Source organism: Cupriavidus sp. WS (assembly GCF_000395345.1).
GTDB lineage: Bacteria > Pseudomonadota > Gammaproteobacteria > Burkholderiales > Burkholderiaceae > Cupriavidus > Cupriavidus basilensis_B.
In genome coordinates this window covers 1-18,807 of the sequence record NZ_AQPL01000126.1, presented here as the reverse complement: position 1 = coordinate 18,807, position 18,807 = coordinate 1, and the positions used below count along the sequence as shown (strand labels likewise).

At 70.6% G+C, this 18,807-nt stretch carries 14 protein-coding genes; 8 read left to right on the top strand and 6 right to left on the bottom strand.

Annotation, left to right across the window (positions count from 1 at the left end; all coding sequences use genetic code 11):
- Positions 1-22: 22 nt before the first annotated feature.
- The 3 genes from K206_RS0111540 to K206_RS0111530 form a co-directional block, all read right to left on the bottom strand.
- On the bottom strand, positions 23-1,084 hold the full coding sequence (locus K206_RS0111540; protein ID WP_020202570.1) for a phosphotriesterase: 1,062 nt from the start codon (positions 1,082-1,084) through the stop codon (positions 23-25).
- An 85-nt stretch (positions 1,085-1,169) separates the two neighbouring features.
- On the bottom strand, positions 1,170-2,477 hold the full coding sequence (locus K206_RS0111535; protein ID WP_020202569.1) for an MFS transporter: 1,308 nt from the start codon (positions 2,475-2,477) through the stop codon (positions 1,170-1,172).
- Between the two features lie 55 nt (positions 2,478-2,532).
- Positions 2,533-3,627 carry a porin gene (locus K206_RS0111530; RefSeq protein WP_231401595.1) on the bottom strand — a complete coding sequence of 365 codons (1,095 nt, stop codon included), beginning with the start codon at positions 3,625-3,627 and terminating at the stop codon, positions 2,533-2,535.
- A 443-nt stretch (positions 3,628-4,070) separates the two neighbouring features.
- On the opposite strand from K206_RS0111530, the gene K206_RS0111525 reads away from it, so the two are divergent.
- From K206_RS0111525 to K206_RS0111510, 4 genes are all read left to right on the top strand, one after another.
- A complete protein-coding gene (locus K206_RS0111525; RefSeq protein ID WP_020423751.1) occupies positions 4,071-5,027 on the top strand; it encodes a tripartite tricarboxylate transporter substrate binding protein in 957 nt (318 codons plus the stop codon).
- 61 nt (positions 5,028-5,088) lie between these two features.
- Complete coding sequence (locus tag K206_RS0111520; RefSeq protein ID WP_020202566.1) at positions 5,089-6,615, top strand: amidase; 1,527 nt, start codon at positions 5,089-5,091, stop codon at positions 6,613-6,615.
- A 161-nt stretch (positions 6,616-6,776) separates the two neighbouring features.
- Positions 6,777-8,099 (top strand): aspartate aminotransferase family protein, encoded by a 1,323-nt coding sequence (locus K206_RS0111515; RefSeq protein WP_020202565.1) that lies wholly within the window; start codon positions 6,777-6,779, stop codon positions 8,097-8,099.
- A 147-nt stretch (positions 8,100-8,246) separates the two neighbouring features.
- Entirely contained in the window at positions 8,247-9,182 is a 936-nt protein-coding gene (locus K206_RS0111510; protein ID WP_020202564.1) for a 3-keto-5-aminohexanoate cleavage protein, read from the top strand.
- Positions 9,183-9,200: 18 nt separating this feature from the next.
- On the opposite strand, the gene K206_RS0111505 is transcribed toward K206_RS0111510, so the two are convergent.
- The gene (locus K206_RS0111505; protein WP_029043507.1) at positions 9,201-9,743 is read right to left on the bottom strand and encodes a gamma carbonic anhydrase family protein; all 543 of its coding nucleotides are present in this window, start codon (positions 9,741-9,743) and stop codon (positions 9,201-9,203) included.
- Between the two features lie 62 nt (positions 9,744-9,805).
- Positions 9,806-13,075 (bottom strand): transporter substrate-binding domain-containing protein, encoded by a 3,270-nt coding sequence (locus K206_RS0111500; RefSeq protein ID WP_155888038.1) that lies wholly within the window; start codon positions 13,073-13,075, stop codon positions 9,806-9,808.
- A 606-nt stretch (positions 13,076-13,681) separates the two neighbouring features.
- On the opposite strand from K206_RS0111500, the gene K206_RS0111495 reads away from it, so the two are divergent.
- Positions 13,682-14,020 carry a YqjD family protein gene (locus tag K206_RS0111495; RefSeq protein WP_020202561.1) on the top strand — a complete coding sequence of 113 codons (339 nt, stop codon included), beginning with the start codon at positions 13,682-13,684 and terminating at the stop codon, positions 14,018-14,020.
- 4 nt (positions 14,021-14,024) lie between these two features.
- On the opposite strand, the gene K206_RS0111490 is transcribed toward K206_RS0111495, so the two are convergent.
- Positions 14,025-15,272 carry a DUF4010 domain-containing protein gene (locus K206_RS0111490; protein ID WP_020202560.1) on the bottom strand — a complete coding sequence of 416 codons (1,248 nt, stop codon included), beginning with the start codon at positions 15,270-15,272 and terminating at the stop codon, positions 14,025-14,027.
- A 386-nt stretch (positions 15,273-15,658) separates the two neighbouring features.
- Here K206_RS0111490 and K206_RS0111485 point away from each other — a divergent pair, with 386 nt between their 5' ends.
- From K206_RS0111485 to K206_RS0111475, 3 genes are read left to right on the top strand one after another with little or no spacing between them, the layout of a single operon-like run.
- Positions 15,659-16,150, top strand: a complete 492-nt coding sequence (locus tag K206_RS0111485) for a phasin family protein (protein WP_020202559.1) — start codon at positions 15,659-15,661, stop codon at positions 16,148-16,150.
- Positions 16,140-16,886 (top strand): acetoacetyl-CoA reductase, encoded by a 747-nt coding sequence (phbB, locus tag K206_RS0111480; protein ID WP_020202558.1) that lies wholly within the window; start codon positions 16,140-16,142, stop codon positions 16,884-16,886. Before K206_RS0111485 ends, phbB begins: the two co-directional genes overlap by 11 nt.
- The gene (locus K206_RS0111475) at positions 16,883-18,766 is read left to right on the top strand and encodes an alpha/beta hydrolase (RefSeq protein WP_020202557.1); all 1,884 of its coding nucleotides are present in this window, start codon (positions 16,883-16,885) and stop codon (positions 18,764-18,766) included. Before phbB ends, K206_RS0111475 begins: the two co-directional genes overlap by 4 nt.
- Positions 18,767-18,807 lie beyond the last annotated feature (41 nt).

Genomic DNA, 18,807 nt, shown 5'->3' with positions numbered 1-18,807 from the left:
ACTTCGGCCCGCCGCGCCGGGATCAGCCGATCGTCAGCAGGCGCCTGGGATTGTCGACCAGAATCGCGTCGACATCCGCCTGGCTGAATCCGCGATGGAGCATGCGCGGCGCGATATTGGCGAACATGTGCTGATAGCCATGCCCGCCGTACCGGCCCAGCCGCGTGCGCGTGCAGATGTCCTGGCTCATCAGGACCTGGTCGCGGTACCCGCGCGCCACGAGCAGCTTCACCATCCTGAGCCGGGCGCCGTCGTTCGGCATGTCGATCTCGCTGGACATCGGGTAGTAGCTCTGCTCCCAGCCGAACAGATCGAACTCGATGACGCATCCGCTGTCGGCCAGGCGCAGCAAGCGGTCGTCGTCGAAGATCGTGCGGTCCACGTGGCTGATGATCACGCGCCCGACGCCGTGCCCGGCCGCCGCGATGAACGACACGATCTCCGCCGGCTGGTCCGGATGCCGGCCCGGATGCACGTTGATGGCGGCGCCGGTCTCGGACTGCGCGATCAGCGCGCCGCGCATCACGCGCTTCTCGACATCGGTCCACGGCGACTGGCAGCCGATCTCGCCGATGATGCCGGCGCGGATGTCCGTGCCCCACGCGCCCCGCGTCAACTGGCCGACCATCTCGGCGGCAAAGCTGTCTGCGCTCCTGCCGTGATTCGCCGGGTCCTGGTAGGCCTGCACGTAGTGGCCGCAGCCCATCACGATGTAGGCGCCGGTGCGCTGCGCTATCTGGACCAGCCCCAGCGGGTCGGGCTTCAGCCCGCCATTGGTCAGGTCGACGATGGCCCGCCCGCCGGCGGCCATCATGTCGCGGACCTCCTCGGCGGCCACGTCGATCTGGTCCAGCTGGTAGTTCTTCAGATAGGACTTCTGGCCATTGCTGATGCCCCAGCAATTGCACAGCGTGATCTCCGCCTCCTGCTGCGCCGGCCCGCCGGCCAGCAGCGACGGCGGCGGCGTCAGGTCGATGAGCAGGTGCTCGTGCATCAGCGTCGGGCCGAGCGCCGCCGGCTCGATCGGGCCGAGCACCGTCTGGATCTTTCCTTGTCCCGGCGTCTGGCCGGGGTTCGCATTCATGACAGTTTCAGGCATGGGTGTGCATTTTTCGTGTGGGCCGCGCGAGCCGCCGCGCGGCCCGTGGCTGCGGAACAGGATGCCGGATTCATTCCAGGCGCGCGTGGGCCGCGTCCCGGATCGTCAGGACGGCGGGCAGCGACACCAGCGCGACGGCAGCAAGGAACGCGCCCGCCGCGGTCGATGCCCCGGTGCCCTGGATGATCCAGGTCACGGTCAGCGGCGCAAAACCGCCGAACAGCCCGGCGCAGGCCCCGGCAATGGAGATGCCCGTGGTGCGGATATAGGTCGGGAAGGCTTCGGTAAGGTACGCGGGCCCCGCGCCGGCCAGCAGCGAGTAAAGCGCCACCAGCAGACACTGCACCGCCAGGAACACCGGAACCGATCCGGGATGGGACAGGATCGCGCCATAGAGCGGATACGACAGCACGAGAAACCCCACGCAGCCGGCCAGCAGGACGGGCTTGCGGCCGATGCGGTCGGAGACGTGGCCGAAGGCCGGCGCGAGGACCGCCGTCAGCGCCAGCGCGATGGTCACCGACCACAGGGTCTCGCTGCGCGTGAGGCCGCCGTAGGTCTGGCCGAAAGTGGGCATGTAGACCGTCACCATGTAAGAGGCCACGCCCCAGATCGCCACGAACACGATGGCGTGGCCGATGCGCCGCGCGAACGCCGCGCGCGGCAGCCGGCCCGACGGCGAGGCGGACTGATAGACCGGCGGCTCCGCGATGTTCCGGCGCATATACCCGCCGACCGGGCCGAGAATGGCGCCCAGCAGGAACGGAATCCGCCAGCCCCAGCTTTCGAGGTCCGCGGCGCTGAGCGAGGACGCCAGGATCGCCGTCACGCCCGAGCCGAGCAGCAGCCCGATCGCAATGCTGGATTGCTGGAACGCGCCGACGAAACCCCGCCGGCCCTCGCCCGCCCACTCGGTGATGAACGCGGTCGCGCTGCCCCATTCGCCGCCGGCGGCGAACCCCTGGACCAGCCGGGCCAGCACCAGCAGCACCGGCGCCAGCACGCCGGCCGAGGCGTAGGTCGGCAGGATCCCGATGGCGACCGTGCTCCCCGCCATCAGGAAGATGGTCAGCGTGAGCACGGTCTTGCGGCCCCGCCTGTCCGCGAGATGGCCCAGGACGATGCTGCCGACCGGCCGCGCCACGAAGCCCACCCCGAGCGTCGCGAAGGCGATCAGCAGCGAGCCCACCCCGCTTGCCGACGGAAAGAAGCTCCTGGCGATGATGGCCGCCAGGAAACCATAGACGCCGAAGTCATACCACTCCAGGATGTTTCCCGCGACACCGGCGGCAACCGCCTTGCGCCGCGTCGCCGCGGCGCCTTGCTGCGGCGCCGCGCCGGACTGCGCCGCAGGCGGTCCGTTTTTTGAGTCCGTCATTGAGTTCATGGCCAAGCCTTAGCTATTGATTCAGTATCGGAAGAGGGTCGCGGGATCAGAACTTGTGGCGAATGCCCACGCGCAGCCCGAGTTGGCGGTCGTTGCCGGACGCCGAGTTCGTGGTGAGGATCGCGTGGGCCCGCGCGCTGGCGTCCTGGAAGTTCGCCATGAAATACACGTCGGTGCGCTTCGAGAACAGATAATCCACCGCGCCGTTGAACGTGTTCCAGCGGTAGTCGCCCAGCTTGGAGTACGTATAGCCGGAAGCGAGGATCAGGTTCGGCGTCAGCCAGTACGCCACGGTGAGCGAGGCGTTGTGCAGCGTTTCCACCGGGCCGCCCCTGGGCTCCAGCCGGGTGTTCGTGTACAGCCCGCTGACCGCCACCTTCTCGAACTTGTACGCCGCGCCGGCGCCGACGCTGCGGTAGTCGTCCAGAACCGTGGTCGCCTGGGCGGCATTCGCGGGCGCGCCGAACAGATTGGGCACGCCCATCGCGCTGGCCGACTTGGTGGCGTACTGCTTGATCCCCGTGGCGGCCACCACCGCGTTGAACTGGCCGGCCTCGTAGGCCGCGCTGAGGCTGTAGGCGCGCCCGCCGTTGGTGTTGCTGGTGCCGTCCTCGGCGAAGCTGTACTGCCCGTTCAGCGTGAAGCCGGCGATGCTGGGGCTGCTGTAGACCACCGTGTTGTTCAGCCACGCGCCGGAAATGCGGTCCAGGTCGCCCGGCGTGAACGAATAGATGCCGGTGTAGTAGCCCGGGTGATAGCGGATCAGGCTCACCATCTGGTCGAAGCGCCGGCCCATCGTCAGCGTGCCGAAGCGCCGGGACGCCAGTCCGACATACGCCTGGCGCCCGAACAGCAAGCCGCCCTGCCGGCTCGCGCCGGTATCCGACATGAAGCCGCCTTCGAGGTTGAAGATGGCGGACAGGTCGCTCGAAATGCTCTCGCTGCCGCGGAAGCCGAAACGGTTCCCCTGGCTGATGCTGTCGTCCATCTTCACCTGGTTATGGCCGCCCACGTTGCTGAGATAAGTCACCCCGGCGTCGATCGAGCCGTAGATCGTCACGCCTGACGTCTGGGCTTGCGCCCCGCCCGCCAGTCCGCACAGGGCTGCGCCGGCCGCCCATGCCTTGCTCCAAGTATTCAAGTTCTGCTCCCCTTCTCTCGTGTGTGTCCGTCTTCGTCCAACTCGCCCGTGCCCCGCGCCGCGCCACGGCGGAAAAACGAGGCATGGCGTCGGCTACGCAATGTGCGTGCCATCCCTGTACGACGTTCTATTCCCGCCGATACCAAGGACAGTTTATTTATTGTCTGATGTACAACGAATAGGTGATTACGCGTATCAGGCAGCGCGCGGAGAGCGCGGGACATGGCTGGCAAGGGCCGCCACGGAGGAGCCAGGATGAGGCGCGGCGCCTCGATTCCGTGCACCGGCGGCGCCGGCAGGCACAACATCAGTGCCCCCGGACCTAAAATTCATTGTACGATGAACAATGTATTGAAAAACGACGAACAATGGTCCAATATCGGCAGCACCGGCCGCCTGGACGACAGCGGCCGCCCCCACCCGAGACCGAATTGGAGTCCTTCATGCGTTACCTCTTCCCCGCGATCGCCGTCGCCGGCATCTGCGCGTTCCAGCCGTCTTTTGCGCAGCCTTATCCGGCGCGGCCCGTCACGGTGGTCGTGCCGGTTCCGGCCGGCGGCACGGGGGACACGATTGCCCGGCTCATCGCCGCGCAACTGCAGGAGCGGCTGCACCAGCCGTTCGTGGTGGACAACCGCCCCGGCGCGAACACCACCATCGGCGCCACCTTCGCGGCCAGGGCCAGGGCCGACGGCTATACGCTGCTCGTCACGGGCGCGCCCACCTTCACGATCAATCCCCTGATCTATCCGAACGCGCGCTACAGCGCCGCCAGCTTCGACTACCTGGGCATCGTCGCGGCGATGCCGATGGTCATGCTGACCTACCCCGGCTCACCGCTGAAGACCGTTGCCGACGTCGTCGCCGCGGCGCGCAAGGAGCCCGGCGGCCTGAGCTACGGCTCGTTCGGCAGCGGCTCCATGCCGAACATCATTGCCGAGAGCTTCGCGCTGAAGACCGGCATCACGCTGCTGCACGTCCCGTTCCAGGGCAGCGCGCCTTCGCTGACCGCGCTGATGGGCAAGCAGACCGCGCTGGCGGTCGACAGCGTCGTGGCGGCCGCGCCGTTCATCCAGTCCGGCGCGCTGGTGCCGATCGCCGTGGCGTCGCGGCAGCACGCCGCGCTGCTGCCGCAGGTGCCGACGTTCATCGAGCAGGGCGTGCCTGACTTCGTCTTCGACAACTGGGTCGGCGTGGTTGCGCCCAAGGGCCTGCCGGCCGACGTGTCGGCACGGCTCGAAGCCGAGCTGAAAGCCGTGGTGCAGGCCCCGGAGGTGCAGAAGAAGCTGGGCGCGCTGGGCTTCTCCGCGAGCTGGCAGGACGGCGCGGCCTTCCAGCGCCGCGCCAGCGCCGAAATGGCGCAGAACGCCACGGTGGTCGAAAAGGCGAAGCTGAAGTGACGCGCCGCCCGCCATTCCCCGCCAACCAGGACGCGGTCCGGACCGCCGCAGAGGAGACCCCATGACCGCCGAGCTTGCCGAACTCACCGCGCCCGAACTGCGCTCGATGATCCTCGCGCGGCGGATATCGCCCGTGGAAGTGCTGCGGTCGTGCATCCGCCGCATCGAGGCCGTCAACCCTTACGTGAACGCCGTCACGGCGACGTGCTTCGAGCGCGCCGGAACGCAGGCGCGCGCCGCCGAGCGCGCGCTCGGCGCGGGCAAGCCCGTGGGCCTGCTTCACGGGCTGCCCATGGGCGTCAAGGACCTGGAGGAAACGCAAGGCCTGCTGACCACCTACGGCTCCCCGCTATACCGCGGCAACCTGCCGCCGCGCGACAACGTGCTGGTCAGCCGCCTGCGCGCCGCCGGCGCCATCCTGGTCGGCAAGACCAACGTGCCCGAGTTCGGCGCCGGCGCGAACACGCGCAATCCGGTGTGGGGCGCCACGGGAAACCCCTTCGATCCGCGCCTGAACGCGGGTGGCTCGTCGGGCGGCTCGGCCGCCGCGCTGGCCTGCGACATGCTGCCGGTCTGCACCGGCTCCGATACCGGAGGATCGCTGCGGATACCGGCCGCGAAATGCGGCGTGGTGGGCATGCGCCCTTCCCCGGGCCTGGTGCCGAGCGAGCGGCGGCTGCTGGGCTGGTCGGCGCTTTCCGTCGTCGGGCCGATGGGCCGGACCGTGGCCGAGGCCGCGCTCCAGCTCGCGGCGACGGTCGGCCTGTGCGACGCCGATCCGCTCAGCCAGGACGCGCAGCCGCACGGCTTGCTGAACCTGCGGGCCGCGGACCTCGCCACGCTGCGGGTCGGCTTCACCGAGGATTTCGGCGCGTGCGAGGTCGATGACGGCATCCGCGCCACGTTCCGCGAGCGCATCGCCAGGATTGCCGGCCTGTTCGCGTCGTGCGAGCCCGTCGGCTTCGCCGGCGAACCGCTCGGCGAGGTGCACCGCTGCTTCGACATCATGCGCTCGCAGGCATTCGTCGCCGCCATGCGCGGGGCATATGAAAACGACCCCGCCTCGATCGGCCCGAACGCCCGCGCCAACTACGAGCTCGGCGCCGCCTTCTCCCTGGCGGACGCGGCATGGGCGCATGCCGAGCAGACCCGCATCTTCCGCGCGTTCCAGCGGCTGTATTCGCGCTTCGACGTGATACTGGCCCCCACCACGCCGGTGTCGCCGTTCCCGTGGACGCGCCCCCATGCCGAGGCGATCAACGGCAAGCCGCTGCCCAATTACTACCGGTGGCTCGACCTGACCTACATCGTCACGCTCGCCACCAACCCGGCCCTGTCGCTGCCGTGCGGGCTCGACCGGCAAGGGCTGCCATTCGGGCTCCAGGTGATCGCGCCGTTCCGGCGCGACTTGCGCCTCCTGGAAATCGCCTCGGCGCTGGAGTCCGCGTTCAGCGCGGACACCGTGCTGCGCCGGCCGCGCCCGGACCTCGCCGCGTTGAAGACCAGCGCGGCCGCGCTACGGTCCATCGTCACCCATCCGCCACTCACGGACGCCGCGCCGGCAGGCGCGCCGGTTTCCGTGGTCTGAGGCGGCGCGCCGTGGTCCGGGCGAGCGCGCCGCCGCCCGGCCACGGACGAAGCCCGGAACGTCTTGCATCGATTAATTGTACGATGTACAGTAATTACCTAGTACACATTTCAACAACTCCCGGAAGCCGCCTCCCGCGGTTTCCCACGCAGCGCCTCATCATGGATCCACACCTCTTCACGGTTGACACCGACCCGGTCGCCACTGCGGTAGCCCAGGCCGCGGACCGCTATGCCACACGCAACGCCGCCAGCCAGAAGCAGTTCGACCTGGCCTCGCGCTACATGCCGGGCGGCAACACCCGCTCGGTCCTGTTCTACGCGCCGTTCCCGCTGGCCATGACGCGCGGCGAAGGGTGCCGCCTGTGGGACGCCGATGGCCACGTCTACGTGGATTTCATCGCGGAATTCACGGCAGGCATCTACGGCCACTCCAATCCCGTGATCCGCCGCGCCATCGACGGCGCGCTGGATGCCGGGATCAACCTGAGCGGGCACAACGTGCTGGAGGCAAGGCTGGCCAGCCTGATCTGCGAGCGCTTCCCGTCGGTCGACGTGGTCCGTTTCACCAACTCGGGCACCGAGGCCAACCTCATGGCCATCTCGGCGGCCAAGATCCACACCGGGCGGTCGAAGATCATCGTGTTCGATGGCGGCTACCACGGCGGCGTTCTCACGTTCGCCAGGGGGAATACGCCGGTCAACGTGTCGCACGATTTCCTGATCGCCTCGTACAACGATCTCGACAGCGTCCGCGCGCTGTTCGCGGCGAACCCGCGGGAGATCGCCGCGGTGGTGGTCGAGCCCATGCAGGGCGCCTCCGGATGCATCGAGGCCAAGGTGGACTTCCTGCGCGGCCTGCGGGAGCTGGCGCGCCAGCAGGGCGCGCTGCTGGTGTTCGACGAGGTCATGACCTCGCGCCTCGCGCCGGGCGGCCTGCAGGAAAAGCTGGGCATCCACGCCGACCTGACCACGCTGGGCAAGTACATCGGCGGCGGCATGTCCTTCGGCGCGTTCGGCGGCCGCGCGGACATCATGTCCCAGTTCGACCCGCGGCGCGTGGGCGCGACCCCGCATGCCGGCACCTTCAACAACAACGTGCTGACCATGGCCGCGGGCGCCGCCGGCCTGTCCCAGATCTATACGGCGGACGCCGCGCTGCGTCTGAACGCGCTCGGCGACGCCCTGCGCGACCGGCTGAACCGGATCTGCGAGGAGAATGCCGCGGCCCTCCGGTTCATCGGCCTGGGCTCGCTGATGAACCTCCAGCCAGGCACGCACGAAATCCGCTCGACCGCCGACATCCTGCCCGCCGGCAACGCCGTCAAGGACCTCTTCTTCTTCCACATGATCGAGAACGGCGTGTACCTGGCCCGCCGCGGCTTCGTCGTGCTCAGCGTGCCCATCGGCCAGGAGGAAATCGACCGTTTCGTCGCGGCGTTCACGGGCTTCGTGCACAAGTACGGGCACCTCTTCCCCGCCTGAGGCCGGGCGCGCCATCCGCCACGGGCGCGCCGCGCCCGTGGCGCCGCGCCGGTTTCGCCAGCGCCCGGCTGCCGGGCCGGCGAGACCGGCCGCCATCGAGACCAGCCTTAGCTGGCGCAGTGGCATTCATCACATCGGAGACAAGCAATGATCGCATCGAACAAAGTCGTGGTCCTGGTGGCCCCCACCGGAGGCATGGCCTTCAAGTCCCAGAATCCGCACCTGCCCACGCAGCCCGGCGAAATCGCGCGGGATGTTTATGACTGCTACAACGCCGGCGCCAGCGTGGCCGCCATCCACGCCCGCCTGCCCGACGACCAGGCCACGTGCAACGCGGACATCTACCGCAGCATCAACGAACAGATCCGCGCCCGGTGCGGCATCGTCATCAACAACTCGACCGGCGGCGGGGTCCACGGCGACATGATCCGGCCGCTCGCGGACGGCATGTGGGACACCGTGTGGGAGGAGCGGCTCAAGGGCATGGACGCCGGCGCGGAGATGTGCACGCTGGATGCATGCACCTTCGTCGGCAGCTTCGGCGGCAGGGAAATCCTGTTCAATACCTCGCCCTCGCGCTGCAGGACCCTGGCGGAGGAAATGAAGCGGCGCGGCATCAAGCCCGAGTGGGAAGTGTTCAGCCCCGCCCACATCGTCCAGGACGCGGCCACGCTGATCCAGATGGGGCTGGACGAGCCGCCCTATGTCTTCAACCTGGTGATGAACGCGCACCGCGGGTTCCAGAACGCCATGCCGTACGACCCCAAGACACTGCAATTCATGGTCGACCTGCTGCCCCGGCAAAGCGTCTTCTGCGTCAGCGGCATCGGGCCGTCCCAGCTCCAGGCCGGCATCAACTCGCTGCTGCTCGGCGGCCAGGTGATCCGCGTCGGCCTGGAAGACAACCTGTACTACCGGCAAGGCGAGCTGGCCAGCAACGTCGCGCTGGTCGAGCGCACCGTGCGCATCCTGCGGGAAATGGACTACGAGATCGCCACGCCCGAGGAAGCGCGCCAGATCCTCGGCCTGCCGCGCGGCGACACGCCGGCGCGGCCCGCGCACCCGGCCGGCGGCCCGGCCTGAGCAAGGCGCCGCGGGCGCTCAGCCTCCGGCCCGCTCCGCGAGGTACTGGTCCTTGAGCCTGACGTAGTTGCCGGCCGCGTAGCGGAAGAAACCGCGCTCCTTCTCGGTGAGCGGGCGCGCCTGCCGCGCCGGGCTGCCAACGTAGAGATGGCCGCCTTCGAGCACCTTGCCGGGCGGCACCAGGCTGCCGGCGCCGAGGATCGCTTCGTCGCCGATCACCGCGCCGTCCATGACGGTGGCGCCCATGCCGATCAGGATGCGGCTGCCGATCGTGCAGCCGTGCAGCATCGCCTTGTGGCCGATGGTCACGTCGTCGCCGATGGTCAGCGGAAAGCCGTCCGGATTGAACGGGCCGGCATGCGTGATGTGCAGCACGCTGCCGTCCTGCACGCTGGTGCGGGCGCCGATGCGGATGCGATGCATGTCGCCGCGGATGGTCACCATCGGCCAGACGGAACTGTCGGCGCCGATCTCGATGTCGCCGATCAGCACGGCGCTGGCATCGACGAACACACGATCGCCGAGACGGGGGGCTTTGCCCTGGAAACTGCGGAGGCTCACTTGGAAATCCTGGAAACGCGAAAAAACGGCCAGACGGCCGCGAAGGAAGACAACGCTGAAGTCTACGCGGACACGGCGGCCAGCGCCTGCCCGACGGTCTCCAGCGTCAGCGGCTTGATCAGCACGCGGTCCATGCCGGCCGCCAGGCAGCGCTCCACCTCGGCCGGCTCGGCGCTGGCGGTGACCGCCAGGATCAGGCAGCGGTGGCGCCCGGCGCGGCCCTCCTCCTCGCGGATCCGGCGGGCCAGTTCCAGGCCATCCATGCGCGGCATCTGGCAATCGGTCAGCACCACGTCGAACGCGCCGGCCTGCCACAGTTCCAGCGCCTCCAGCCCGTCCGCGGCCAGCGTGACGCGGTGGCCCAGGTGCCGGAGCTGCTGGCGGAAGGTGATGCGGTTGGCCGGATGGTCGTCCACCGCCAGCACGTCCAGGTTGCGCGCCGCGGCCGCCGGCGCCGCGCGCGGCGGCTCCGCCGCGGCGGGCGCCGCGCTCAGCGGCAGGTCCAGGTCGACGCGGAAGGACGAGCCGCGGCCCGGCTCGCTGCGCAGGCTGATGCTGCCGCCCAGCAGCTTGACCAGGCGCAGGCTGATGCTCAGCCCCAGCCCGCTGCCGAAGGCCTGCCCGGCCTGCGCCGCCTCGACCTGGGAGAACGGCTGGAACAGCTTGGCCTGGTCCCGCGCCGAAATGCCGATGCCGGTGTCGACGACCTCCAGCAGCAGGCGCAGGCGCTCGCCCGCGCGGCGCCCCGTGGCGCGCAGCGTGACGCCGCCGCGCTCGGTGAACTTGATGGCGTTGCTCAGCAGGTTGAACAGCACCTGCTTGAAGTGCAGCGGGTCCATCATCACCCACTGGTCGACGTCGCCCTCGCATTGCAGGTCCAGCGACAGGTGCTTCTGCCGCGCCATGCCGAGCACCAGCGTGACGATACCCTCGATCTGCGCCTTGAGCGCCACCGGCTCGGGCGAGGAATCGAGCTTGCCGGTCTCGATGCGGGTCAGGTCCAGCACGTTGCCGAGCAGCAGCAGCAAGCCCCGCGCCGCCTCCTGCGCGACCGCCAGCGAATCGGTGTCGACCGTGCCTTGCGCGGCCTTCTGCAGCACCAGCTCCTGCAGGCCGATGATGGCGTTCATCGGTGTGCGGATCTCGTGGCTCATGGTGGACAGGAAGATGCTCTTGGCCTGGTTGGCCGACTCCGCCTTCTCGCGCGCCACCTGCAGCTGCCCGATCAGGCTCTGGCGCTCGGTCAGGTCGACCCAGCCGCCGATCATGCCCCCCACCTCGCCGTCCACGTCGCGGTACGGCACCGTCCAGTGCTGGATGTAGCGCGCCTGGCCATTGATGTCGAGCAGGTGCTCCTCCACCGCCGGCATGCCCTGCGCCATGCGCTGGCGCTGCTCGCGCAGCAGCCGCTGCGCCAGTTCGGCCGGAAACCAGTGCAGGTCGAGGATGGTCTTGCCCAGGCTGTGCTCCGCGCTGGCGCCGAACAGCCGCAGCAGCGCCGGGTTGCAGGCGCTCAGGCCGCCGTCGCGGTCGAGCAGGTAGACCGGGTTGGGAATGGCGCTGACCAGCGTGTTCTTGAGCGCGAGCTGGTTGGTCAGGCGCTTCTCCGCGCGCCGCGTCTTGCGCACCTGGCGCGCCAGGTAGAAGGCCCACACCAGCGACAGCGCCACCGGCAGCGCGAAGATGCCGCCGAGCTGGACGATGCGGCCGCGGTGGTCGCGCCAGAAGCTGGCGCCCACCGCGGGAAAGCGCGGCTCCCACTGGCGCACGATGTCGGCCACCTCGTCCGGGCCGATCGACATCTGCGCCTTCTCCAGGATGTTCTGCAGCTCCGGCTCGCTCTGGAGCACGCCGATGCTGACCGGCACGGTGCGGTCCTCCAGGATGCCGCTGACCACCAGCCGGCCGTTGAAATTGTGCGCGACCAGGAAACGCCCGGAAAACAGGTTGGAGATGCTGGCGTCGCTGCTGCCCTCGTCGACGCTGCGCATGGCCTCCAGCAGGTTGTCGTAGACCTGCAGGTCGATCGCCGGATAGTCGCGCCTGAGGGTCTCGTTGAGGTAGTAGCCGGGGCTGGTCGCCAGCCGCTTGCCGGCCAGGCTGGCCAGATCGCTCACGCCCTCGCGGTCCTGGCGGGTCACCAGGATCACCGAGCTGCGCAGGTACGGCGACAGGATCTCCAGCTTGCCGCCGCTCGGGTTGTCCGGCGGCAGCACCGGCGTGATCATCGCCTCGCCGGCCTCCATGCGCCGGCTCAGCTCGGCGAAGTTGTCCGCGCTGGTGTAGGTGAACTTCAGGCCGCTGCGCTTGGCGATCAGTTCGAGGTAGTCGTGGCCGATGCCCGTCACGCGGCCGCGCGCGTCGAGCTGCGCCAGCGAGCCCAGGTAGCGGTTGGCGATCACCGGCACCTCCGCGTGCGCGGCCAGCCAGCGGTTCTCGGCCGGCGTCAGCGCCAGGCGCTGCTCGTCGAGGCGGAAGCGCCGCCCGGCGCTCCAGCTACGCAGGATCTCGTCGCCGAACTGCACGTTGATCTGCACCAGCGCGCGGTCGATCAGCGCGCGCAGCCGGTCTTCGCCCGAGCGCACCAGGAAGCCGAAGCCGTGGCTGTCGATCGGCGCGAAGTTCTCGATGCGCAGGTTCAGCAGGTAATTCATGTTGATCAGGTAATGCGTGGACAGCGCATCGCCGATCATGCCGTCCACGTGGCCCAGGCTCAGCGCTTCCAGCGCGCGCTGCGGCGAGGTGAACAGCAGGATGCGGCTCTTCGGGTAGCGCGCGGCCACTTGCCGCTCGGCCAGGTAGCCGGCCACCAGCGCCAGCGTGGCGCCCTCGCGCTGGTCGTCGAAGCGGCGGCTGTCGGGGGAGATCAGCACCGGCTGGTCGGCCAGGTAGATATGGGAGACGCGCAGGTCGTAGTCGGCGGCCTCGGCGGCGCTGCCGCGCCCGAGCAAATCGATCTCGCCGCGCCGCAGCGCCTCCAGCGCCGCCTGCCGCGAGGTGAAGGCGCGCACGCGCGGCAACGGCTCGAACATCAGCGCGAGATAGTCCGCCGTGACGCCCTCCACGCGCTCGCCATTGAGCATCTCCAGCGGCGGATAGTCCGGCGCCACCACGCCCACCGTCAGCGGCGCGCGCTGCGCCAGCCACGCGCGGTCGTCCTGGCTCAGCCACGGCTTCGGCGCCGAGGCCAGGCGGCCGAACACCTCGATGTGCGGCGCGGGTGCCGGCGCCGGCGCCGGCATCGCGGCCACCGCGCCGCCCCCCCGCGCAGCGCACACCAGGAACAGGACGAGAAGGCGGAACAACGCTGCGGCCCGGGGCGATTTGCGCATGGCGCTCCAATGCGGCGATCGATCGGAGCCCCTCGCGCGGCCCCGGAGGCGCAGGCATCGGGCCACCGGTCGCGGCGCCGGCCGGATCGACACGGCAGGCGCGGGGAACGCGCGGCCCCCGGGGGGCCGCAGGTGGAAATACTATAGCCGAAGCGGCGCGCGCGGCGCATTCCCGCGCCAGGATCCGACCGCCGGGAAAGGGCGGCACGGCGGCGGCGAACGCGGCGCGCGGCGCCGCCGGCAAAAAACGGGGGCGGCGATTCTATCAGCGCTGCCGCGGCAACGGCAACACCGCCGCGCGCGTGTTGCCGAATCCCGACGCGCGCGCGCAAGGCGCCCGCTGGCGGCGCGCGCCCGCGCGCCGGCGCCGGCGCCTTGCCCGGCGCCGCCGGGCGGGCCGCCAGGCGGTATCCGGCCACGGCGGCCACGGCGCCGCCTGCCGCGCGCTTGACTCTGGTCAAGCGGCATACCGGCGCGCTGCCTGTAGTGTGTGGCGCGTGCCGCCGGGTGGCGTGCGCCCATCCCGTGATTGCCGTGATTGCCGTGATCGCCGCAATCGTTATCCGGACCCCGTCCCGACCTCTTCCAGCCTGCCGGCAGAACACCATGACCGACGACATCCGCTCCGAGCTGTCCGCACACCGCGCCACGCTGACGCGCGACATCGAGACCCTGCTGGCCGACCTGCATGCGCTGCTGCGCGAGGCGACCACCGAAGCCGGCGCGCAGGCCGGCCACACCCGCGGGCAGTTCCGCGCGCGGCTCGACGCGCTGCAACTGCGCCTGCGCGAGCTGGAGGCACAGGCGCGCGGGCAGATCCAGCCCGGCGCGCAGGCCGGCGACGCGTTCGTGCATGAGCACCCGTGGCGCGTGCTCGGCGCGGCCGCGGCGTTTGCCGCCGCCTGCGGCACGCTGTGCGCGCTGGCGCTCGACCGGCGCGGCTGAGCCTTCAGCGCCAGGCGCTCAGCACGAGCGCGACGCCCCAGGTCGACGCCGCGGCCAGCACCAGCCCCGCCCCGACACGCCAGGCAAACGCGGGCCCGCCGGCGGCGGCGGCGGCCATCTTGGTCAGCGTGTTGGCGGAAAACGCCGCCAGCACCGGCCACACCGCGTCCCCGGCCGACACGCGCCCGGCCGCCACCTGCGCCGCGACCGAGACCGTCGCCGCGTGCGCGTCGGCAAACCCGCCCACCACCGCGACGCCGAGCAGCACCCCGGTCCCCGGCCACGCGCGCACGGCGGCGCTGACCAGCATCAGCAGCGCCATCAGCGCTACGAAGCCCGCCGCCACGCGCCAGTCCATGCGCTGGCCGGCGGCCGGCGCGCCCTCGCGCGCCGGCTCCTGCCCGGCCTCGCGCCATAGCCAGAAGCCGGCGCACGCCGCCATCACGGCCAGCCCGGCCGCCAGCGGTATCGCCAGCACCCGCAGCGCGGCCGCGCTGGTGGCGGCCAGCAGCAGCAGCATCTGCACGAAGGTGGCCACGCTGGAGAGCAGCGCGGCCGCGACCGCCGCGTCGCGCATGGCGGGCGACTTGCGCGTCAGCGCGGCCATCGAGGCCACCGTCGCCACGCTCGAGACGAAGCCGCCGAACAGGCCGGTGAGCGGCAGCCCGGCCCGCTCGCCGAACACGCGCGTGGCGATGTGCCCGGCCGCGCCCATCATCATGACCAGCACCGCCACCAGCCACAGCGTGCGCGGGTTCCAGGCATCGAGCGGCCCCATGTAGCGGTCCGGCAGCAGCGGCCAGATCACCAGCGCGGCGACCGCCAGCGTCAGCGCGTCGTTGACCTCCTGCCGGGTCAGCGCGCTGCGCACCAGGCGGTGCAGGGTCGCCTTGCCATGCAGCAGGCTCACCAGCACCGCGGCGATGCCGGCGGCAATGGCCGGATGCGTGATGGCAAGCGCACCGAGCAGCACCGTGCACAGCAGCGCGAACTCGGTGGTCAGGCCGGGGTCCCCGGCCGCGGTATGCCGGTAGCCCACGGCGGCCAGGCCCGCCGCGCCGAGCAGCACCGCCGGCAGCAGCCCCGCCTGCGGCAGGAAGGCGCCCAGCGCGCCGCACAGGCTGGCGATGGCGAAGGTGCGCAGGCCGGCGGCGGCCTCGGCGCCGTCCGCCGCCTGGCTGCGCTCGCGCTCGAGCCCGAACCCCAGCCCGATGCCGAGCGCAACGCAAAAAGAGACGACGGTCTGGTCCATGCCGGGTTCCTCTGGCCGGGGGGCGGGCGCAATGCCAGCGCGATTGTCGGATAGCCGACAGTGTGGGCCGTGCGCGCACATTTTGCCTGACGCACCTCAAACTAAATCGCCGCCGCCGGGCGCCGCGGCCATGCGCGCGCGCGCCGCGGCCGCCGCCGCGCGGAAGCTTGACGCGAATCAACCGGCGCGCCCGCCGCTCTCCTAGAATCAACTGACGGGACAGCGCCCGCCCGGCATGCATGGCGGGCATCGCGCCCGTCCCTTCCGACGGGGACAAGTCCCGGACGATGCCGCCGCGCTCCGCCACGCTCCGTCCGGCGCCTGCCCCGCCTCCCGTCAGGCATTGCAGCGACCCGCACGGCGCGCGCAGACCAAGGAGATTCATCATGGCAGAACCGACCAGCATCCCGACCGACTTCCTGACCTTCCCCTGCGAGGCGGGTCTGCGGGCCCTGACCCTGCTGCAGGAAAGCCGCGAACGCCTGCTCGAAGCCCAGCTCGAGGCGGTGCGCAAGGACATCAAGACCTCGCGCGAGATGGGCGAGCAGCTCGTCCACGCGGGTGACTTCGGCGCGCTGGCCGCGCTGCCGGCGGCGCTGTTCCGCGGCCAGGCCGAGCACTACGCCACGCTGATGCAGGCGTGGATGCGGCTCGCCATCCACGACCAGAACGCCGTGCTCGAGCAGTTGCGCGAAACCGGCGAGTCCTGGCAGCGCTGCCAGACCTCGCTATGGCAGCAGGCCGCCAACCCCGCCGCGCTGGCCGCGCCGGTCAAGGACCTGTTCGAGAAACTGAGCCTGCCCACCTCCTGGATGCCGCTGGCCGAGCCCGCCGCCGCCACGACAGGCAAGTCGAGGAGCGTCGCTCATGCCGGCTAACCGCACCGCGCTCGTCACCGGCGGCATGGGCGGGCTCGGCGAAGCCATCGCCATCCGCCTGCACGACGCCGGCCACCGGGTCGCCGTCACCCACTCGCTGGGCAACGACCACGTGCAGGCCTGGCTGGCGCACCAGCGCGAGGCCGGGCGCGAGTTCGGCGCGTTCGCCGTGGACGTGGCCGATTTCGACGCCTGCCAGCGCTGCGCCGCCGAAGTGCTGGCGCAGACCGGCCCGGTCGACATCCTGGTCAACAACGCCGGCATCACGCGCGACATGACCTTCCGCCGCATGACCAAGGCCGACTGGGACATCGTGCTGCGCACCGACCTGGACTCGATCTTCAACATGACCAAGCCGCTGTGCGAAGGCATGGCCGGCCGCGGCTGGGGCCGCATCATCAACATCGCCTCGGTCAACGGCTCCAAGGGCGCCTTCGGCCAGACCAACTACGCCACGGCCAAGGCCGGCATCCACGGCTTCAGCAAGTCGCTGGCGCTGGAGCTGGCCACCAAGGGCGTCACCGTGAACACGGTCTCGCCCGGCTACCTGGCCACGCACATGGTCACCGGCATCCCCGCCGACATCCTCCAGACCCGCATCCTGCCGCAGATCCCGCTGGGCCGGCTGGGGCGGCCCGACGAAGTGGGCGCGCTGATCGCCTTCCTGTGCTCGGACGACGCGGCTTTCATCACCGGCGCCAACATCGCCATCAACGGCGGGCAGCACATGCAATGAACGCGCCAACCACAAACAAGGAACTCGCCGTCACCGATGCCGGATGCGGCTGCGAGCCGGCCCCGGCCGGCCCGCACGAACTGCTGGACGAACAGGTCCACTCCATGCTGGCCGCGGCCACGCAGGGCCTGTCGCTGGCGTCGTTCTGGCAGGCCGGCATGGACTGGGCCCTGCACGCCGCGATCTCGCCCGGCAAGATCAGCGCCGCCGCCGGGCAATGGCTCGCCAGCACCGTCGCCGCCAGTGCCGGCGCATGGCCCGACATCCCGCACGGCGCCGGTGCCACGCCGGCGGCGACGTCCGCCGCACCCGCAACGCCGGCTACGTCCACTACACCCGCAATGCCCGCCGCGCCCGCCGCGCCCGCCACGCCCGCGGCTCCCGTCGACCAGCGCTTCTCCGACCCGGCCTGGTCGCAATGGCCCTACCGCTGCTGGCGCGACGCGTTCTGCAACGGCGAGGCGCTGTGGGAGTCGCTGACCCACGGCCAGAGCGGCGTCTCGCCGCACCATGAGCGGCTGGTGTCGTTCTGCGCCCGGCAGATGCTCGACACCTGCTCGCCCGGCAACGCCTGGTGGCTCAACCCGGTGGTGATGCGGGCCGCCGCCACCAGCGCCGGCGGCAATTTCGCCGACGGCGCGCGCAACTGGCTCGAAGACCTGCAGGACGTGGTGGCCGACTTCACCCACGAGCCCGCGCTGCGCCGCCCGCCCGCCTTCAAGGTGGGCCACGACGTGGCCATCACGCCGGGCAAGGTGGTGTTCCGCAATGCGCTGATCGAGCTGATCCAGTACGCGCCGGCCGGCGCCGAGGTGTGGCGCGAGCCGGTGCTGATCGTGCCGTCCTGGATCATGAAGTACTACATCCTGGACCTGCAGCCGCACGACTCGATGGTGCGCTACCTGGTCGAGCAGGGCCATACCGTCTTCATGATCTCGTGGAAGAACCCCGGCGCCGAGGCGCGCGAGACCGGGCTCGACGACTACCTGGAGCTGGGCATCCGCGCCGCCCTGCGCGTGGTGCAGGAGCGCTGCCCCGGCACGCGCGTCCACGCCGCCGGCTACTGCCTGGGCGGCACACTGCTGTCGATCTGCGCCGCGGCGCTGAGCCGGGACGAGGACGGCGACGGCGACCGCGACGAATCGCCGCTGCGCAGCCTGACCCTGTTCGCCAGCGAGACCGACTTCTCCGAGCCGGGCGAGCTGGGCCTGTTCATCGACAGCAGCGCGCTGGCCACGCTGGACGCCACCATGCGCCGGCAAGGCTACCTCGACGGCCCGCAGATGGCGGCCGCGTTCCAGATGCTGCAATCGCGCGACCTGATCTGGTCGCGCATGATGAGCGAGTACCTGCTGGGCAAGCGGCTGCGCGCCAACGACCTGGTGTCGTGGAACCGCGACCTCACCCGGCTGCCCTACCGCATGCATTCGGAGTGCCTGCACAAGCTGTTCCTCACCAACGACCTGGCCGAGGGCCGCTATTGCGTGGACGGCCGCCCGGTGGCGCTGTCCGACCTGGGCATGCCGGTCTTCGCGGTGGGCACCGAGCATGACCACGTCTCGCCGTGGCGCTCGGTCTACAAGCTGCACCTGCTGACCTCGGCCGCGCTGACCTTCCTGCTGACCTCGGGCGGCCACAATGCCGGCATCGTGTCCGAGCCGGGCCATGCCGGGCGGCGCTACCGCGTGGCCACGCGCGACATGCTGGCGCCCTACGCCAGCCCCGAGCACTTCCTCGCCAACGCGGTCCGCCACGAGGGCTCGTGGTGGCCCTGCTGGCAGGCGTGGCTGGCCTCGCACTCCAGCGGCCGCGTGGCCGCGCGCGATCCGGCCCCCGGCGCGCTCGCCGAGGCGCCGGGCAGCTACGTGCTGGAAGCCTAGGGCAGGACGGCAGGACCGGCGGCGGGCGCCCTCCGGCCCCG

Bases quoted from the DNA above. Each gene is read 5' to 3' on its own strand.
- K206_RS0111540 (WP_020202570.1), bottom strand. From the start codon at position 1,084: ATGAATGCGAACCCCGGCCAGACGCCGGGACAAGGAAAGATCCAGACG.
- K206_RS0111535 (WP_020202569.1), bottom strand. From the start codon at position 2,477: ATGACGGACTCAAAAAACGGACCGCCTGCGGCGCAGTCCGGCGCGGCG.
- K206_RS0111525 (WP_020423751.1), top strand. From the start codon at position 4,071: ATGCGTTACCTCTTCCCCGCGATCGCCGTCGCCGGCATCTGCGCGTTC.
- K206_RS0111520 (WP_020202566.1), top strand. From the start codon at position 5,089: ATGACCGCCGAGCTTGCCGAACTCACCGCGCCCGAACTGCGCTCGATG.
- K206_RS0111515 (WP_020202565.1), top strand. From the start codon at position 6,777: ATGGATCCACACCTCTTCACGGTTGACACCGACCCGGTCGCCACTGCG.
- K206_RS0111510 (WP_020202564.1), top strand. From the start codon at position 8,247: ATGATCGCATCGAACAAAGTCGTGGTCCTGGTGGCCCCCACCGGAGGC.
- K206_RS0111500 (WP_155888038.1), bottom strand. From the start codon at position 13,075: ATGCGCAAATCGCCCCGGGCCGCAGCGTTGTTCCGCCTTCTCGTCCTG.
- K206_RS0111495 (WP_020202561.1), top strand. From the start codon at position 13,682: ATGACCGACGACATCCGCTCCGAGCTGTCCGCACACCGCGCCACGCTG.
- K206_RS0111490 (WP_020202560.1), bottom strand. From the start codon at position 15,272: ATGGACCAGACCGTCGTCTCTTTTTGCGTTGCGCTCGGCATCGGGCTG.
- K206_RS0111485 (WP_020202559.1), top strand. From the start codon at position 15,659: ATGGCAGAACCGACCAGCATCCCGACCGACTTCCTGACCTTCCCCTGC.
- phbB (WP_020202558.1), top strand. From the start codon at position 16,140: ATGCCGGCTAACCGCACCGCGCTCGTCACCGGCGGCATGGGCGGGCTC.
- K206_RS0111475 (WP_020202557.1), top strand. From the start codon at position 16,883: ATGAACGCGCCAACCACAAACAAGGAACTCGCCGTCACCGATGCCGGA.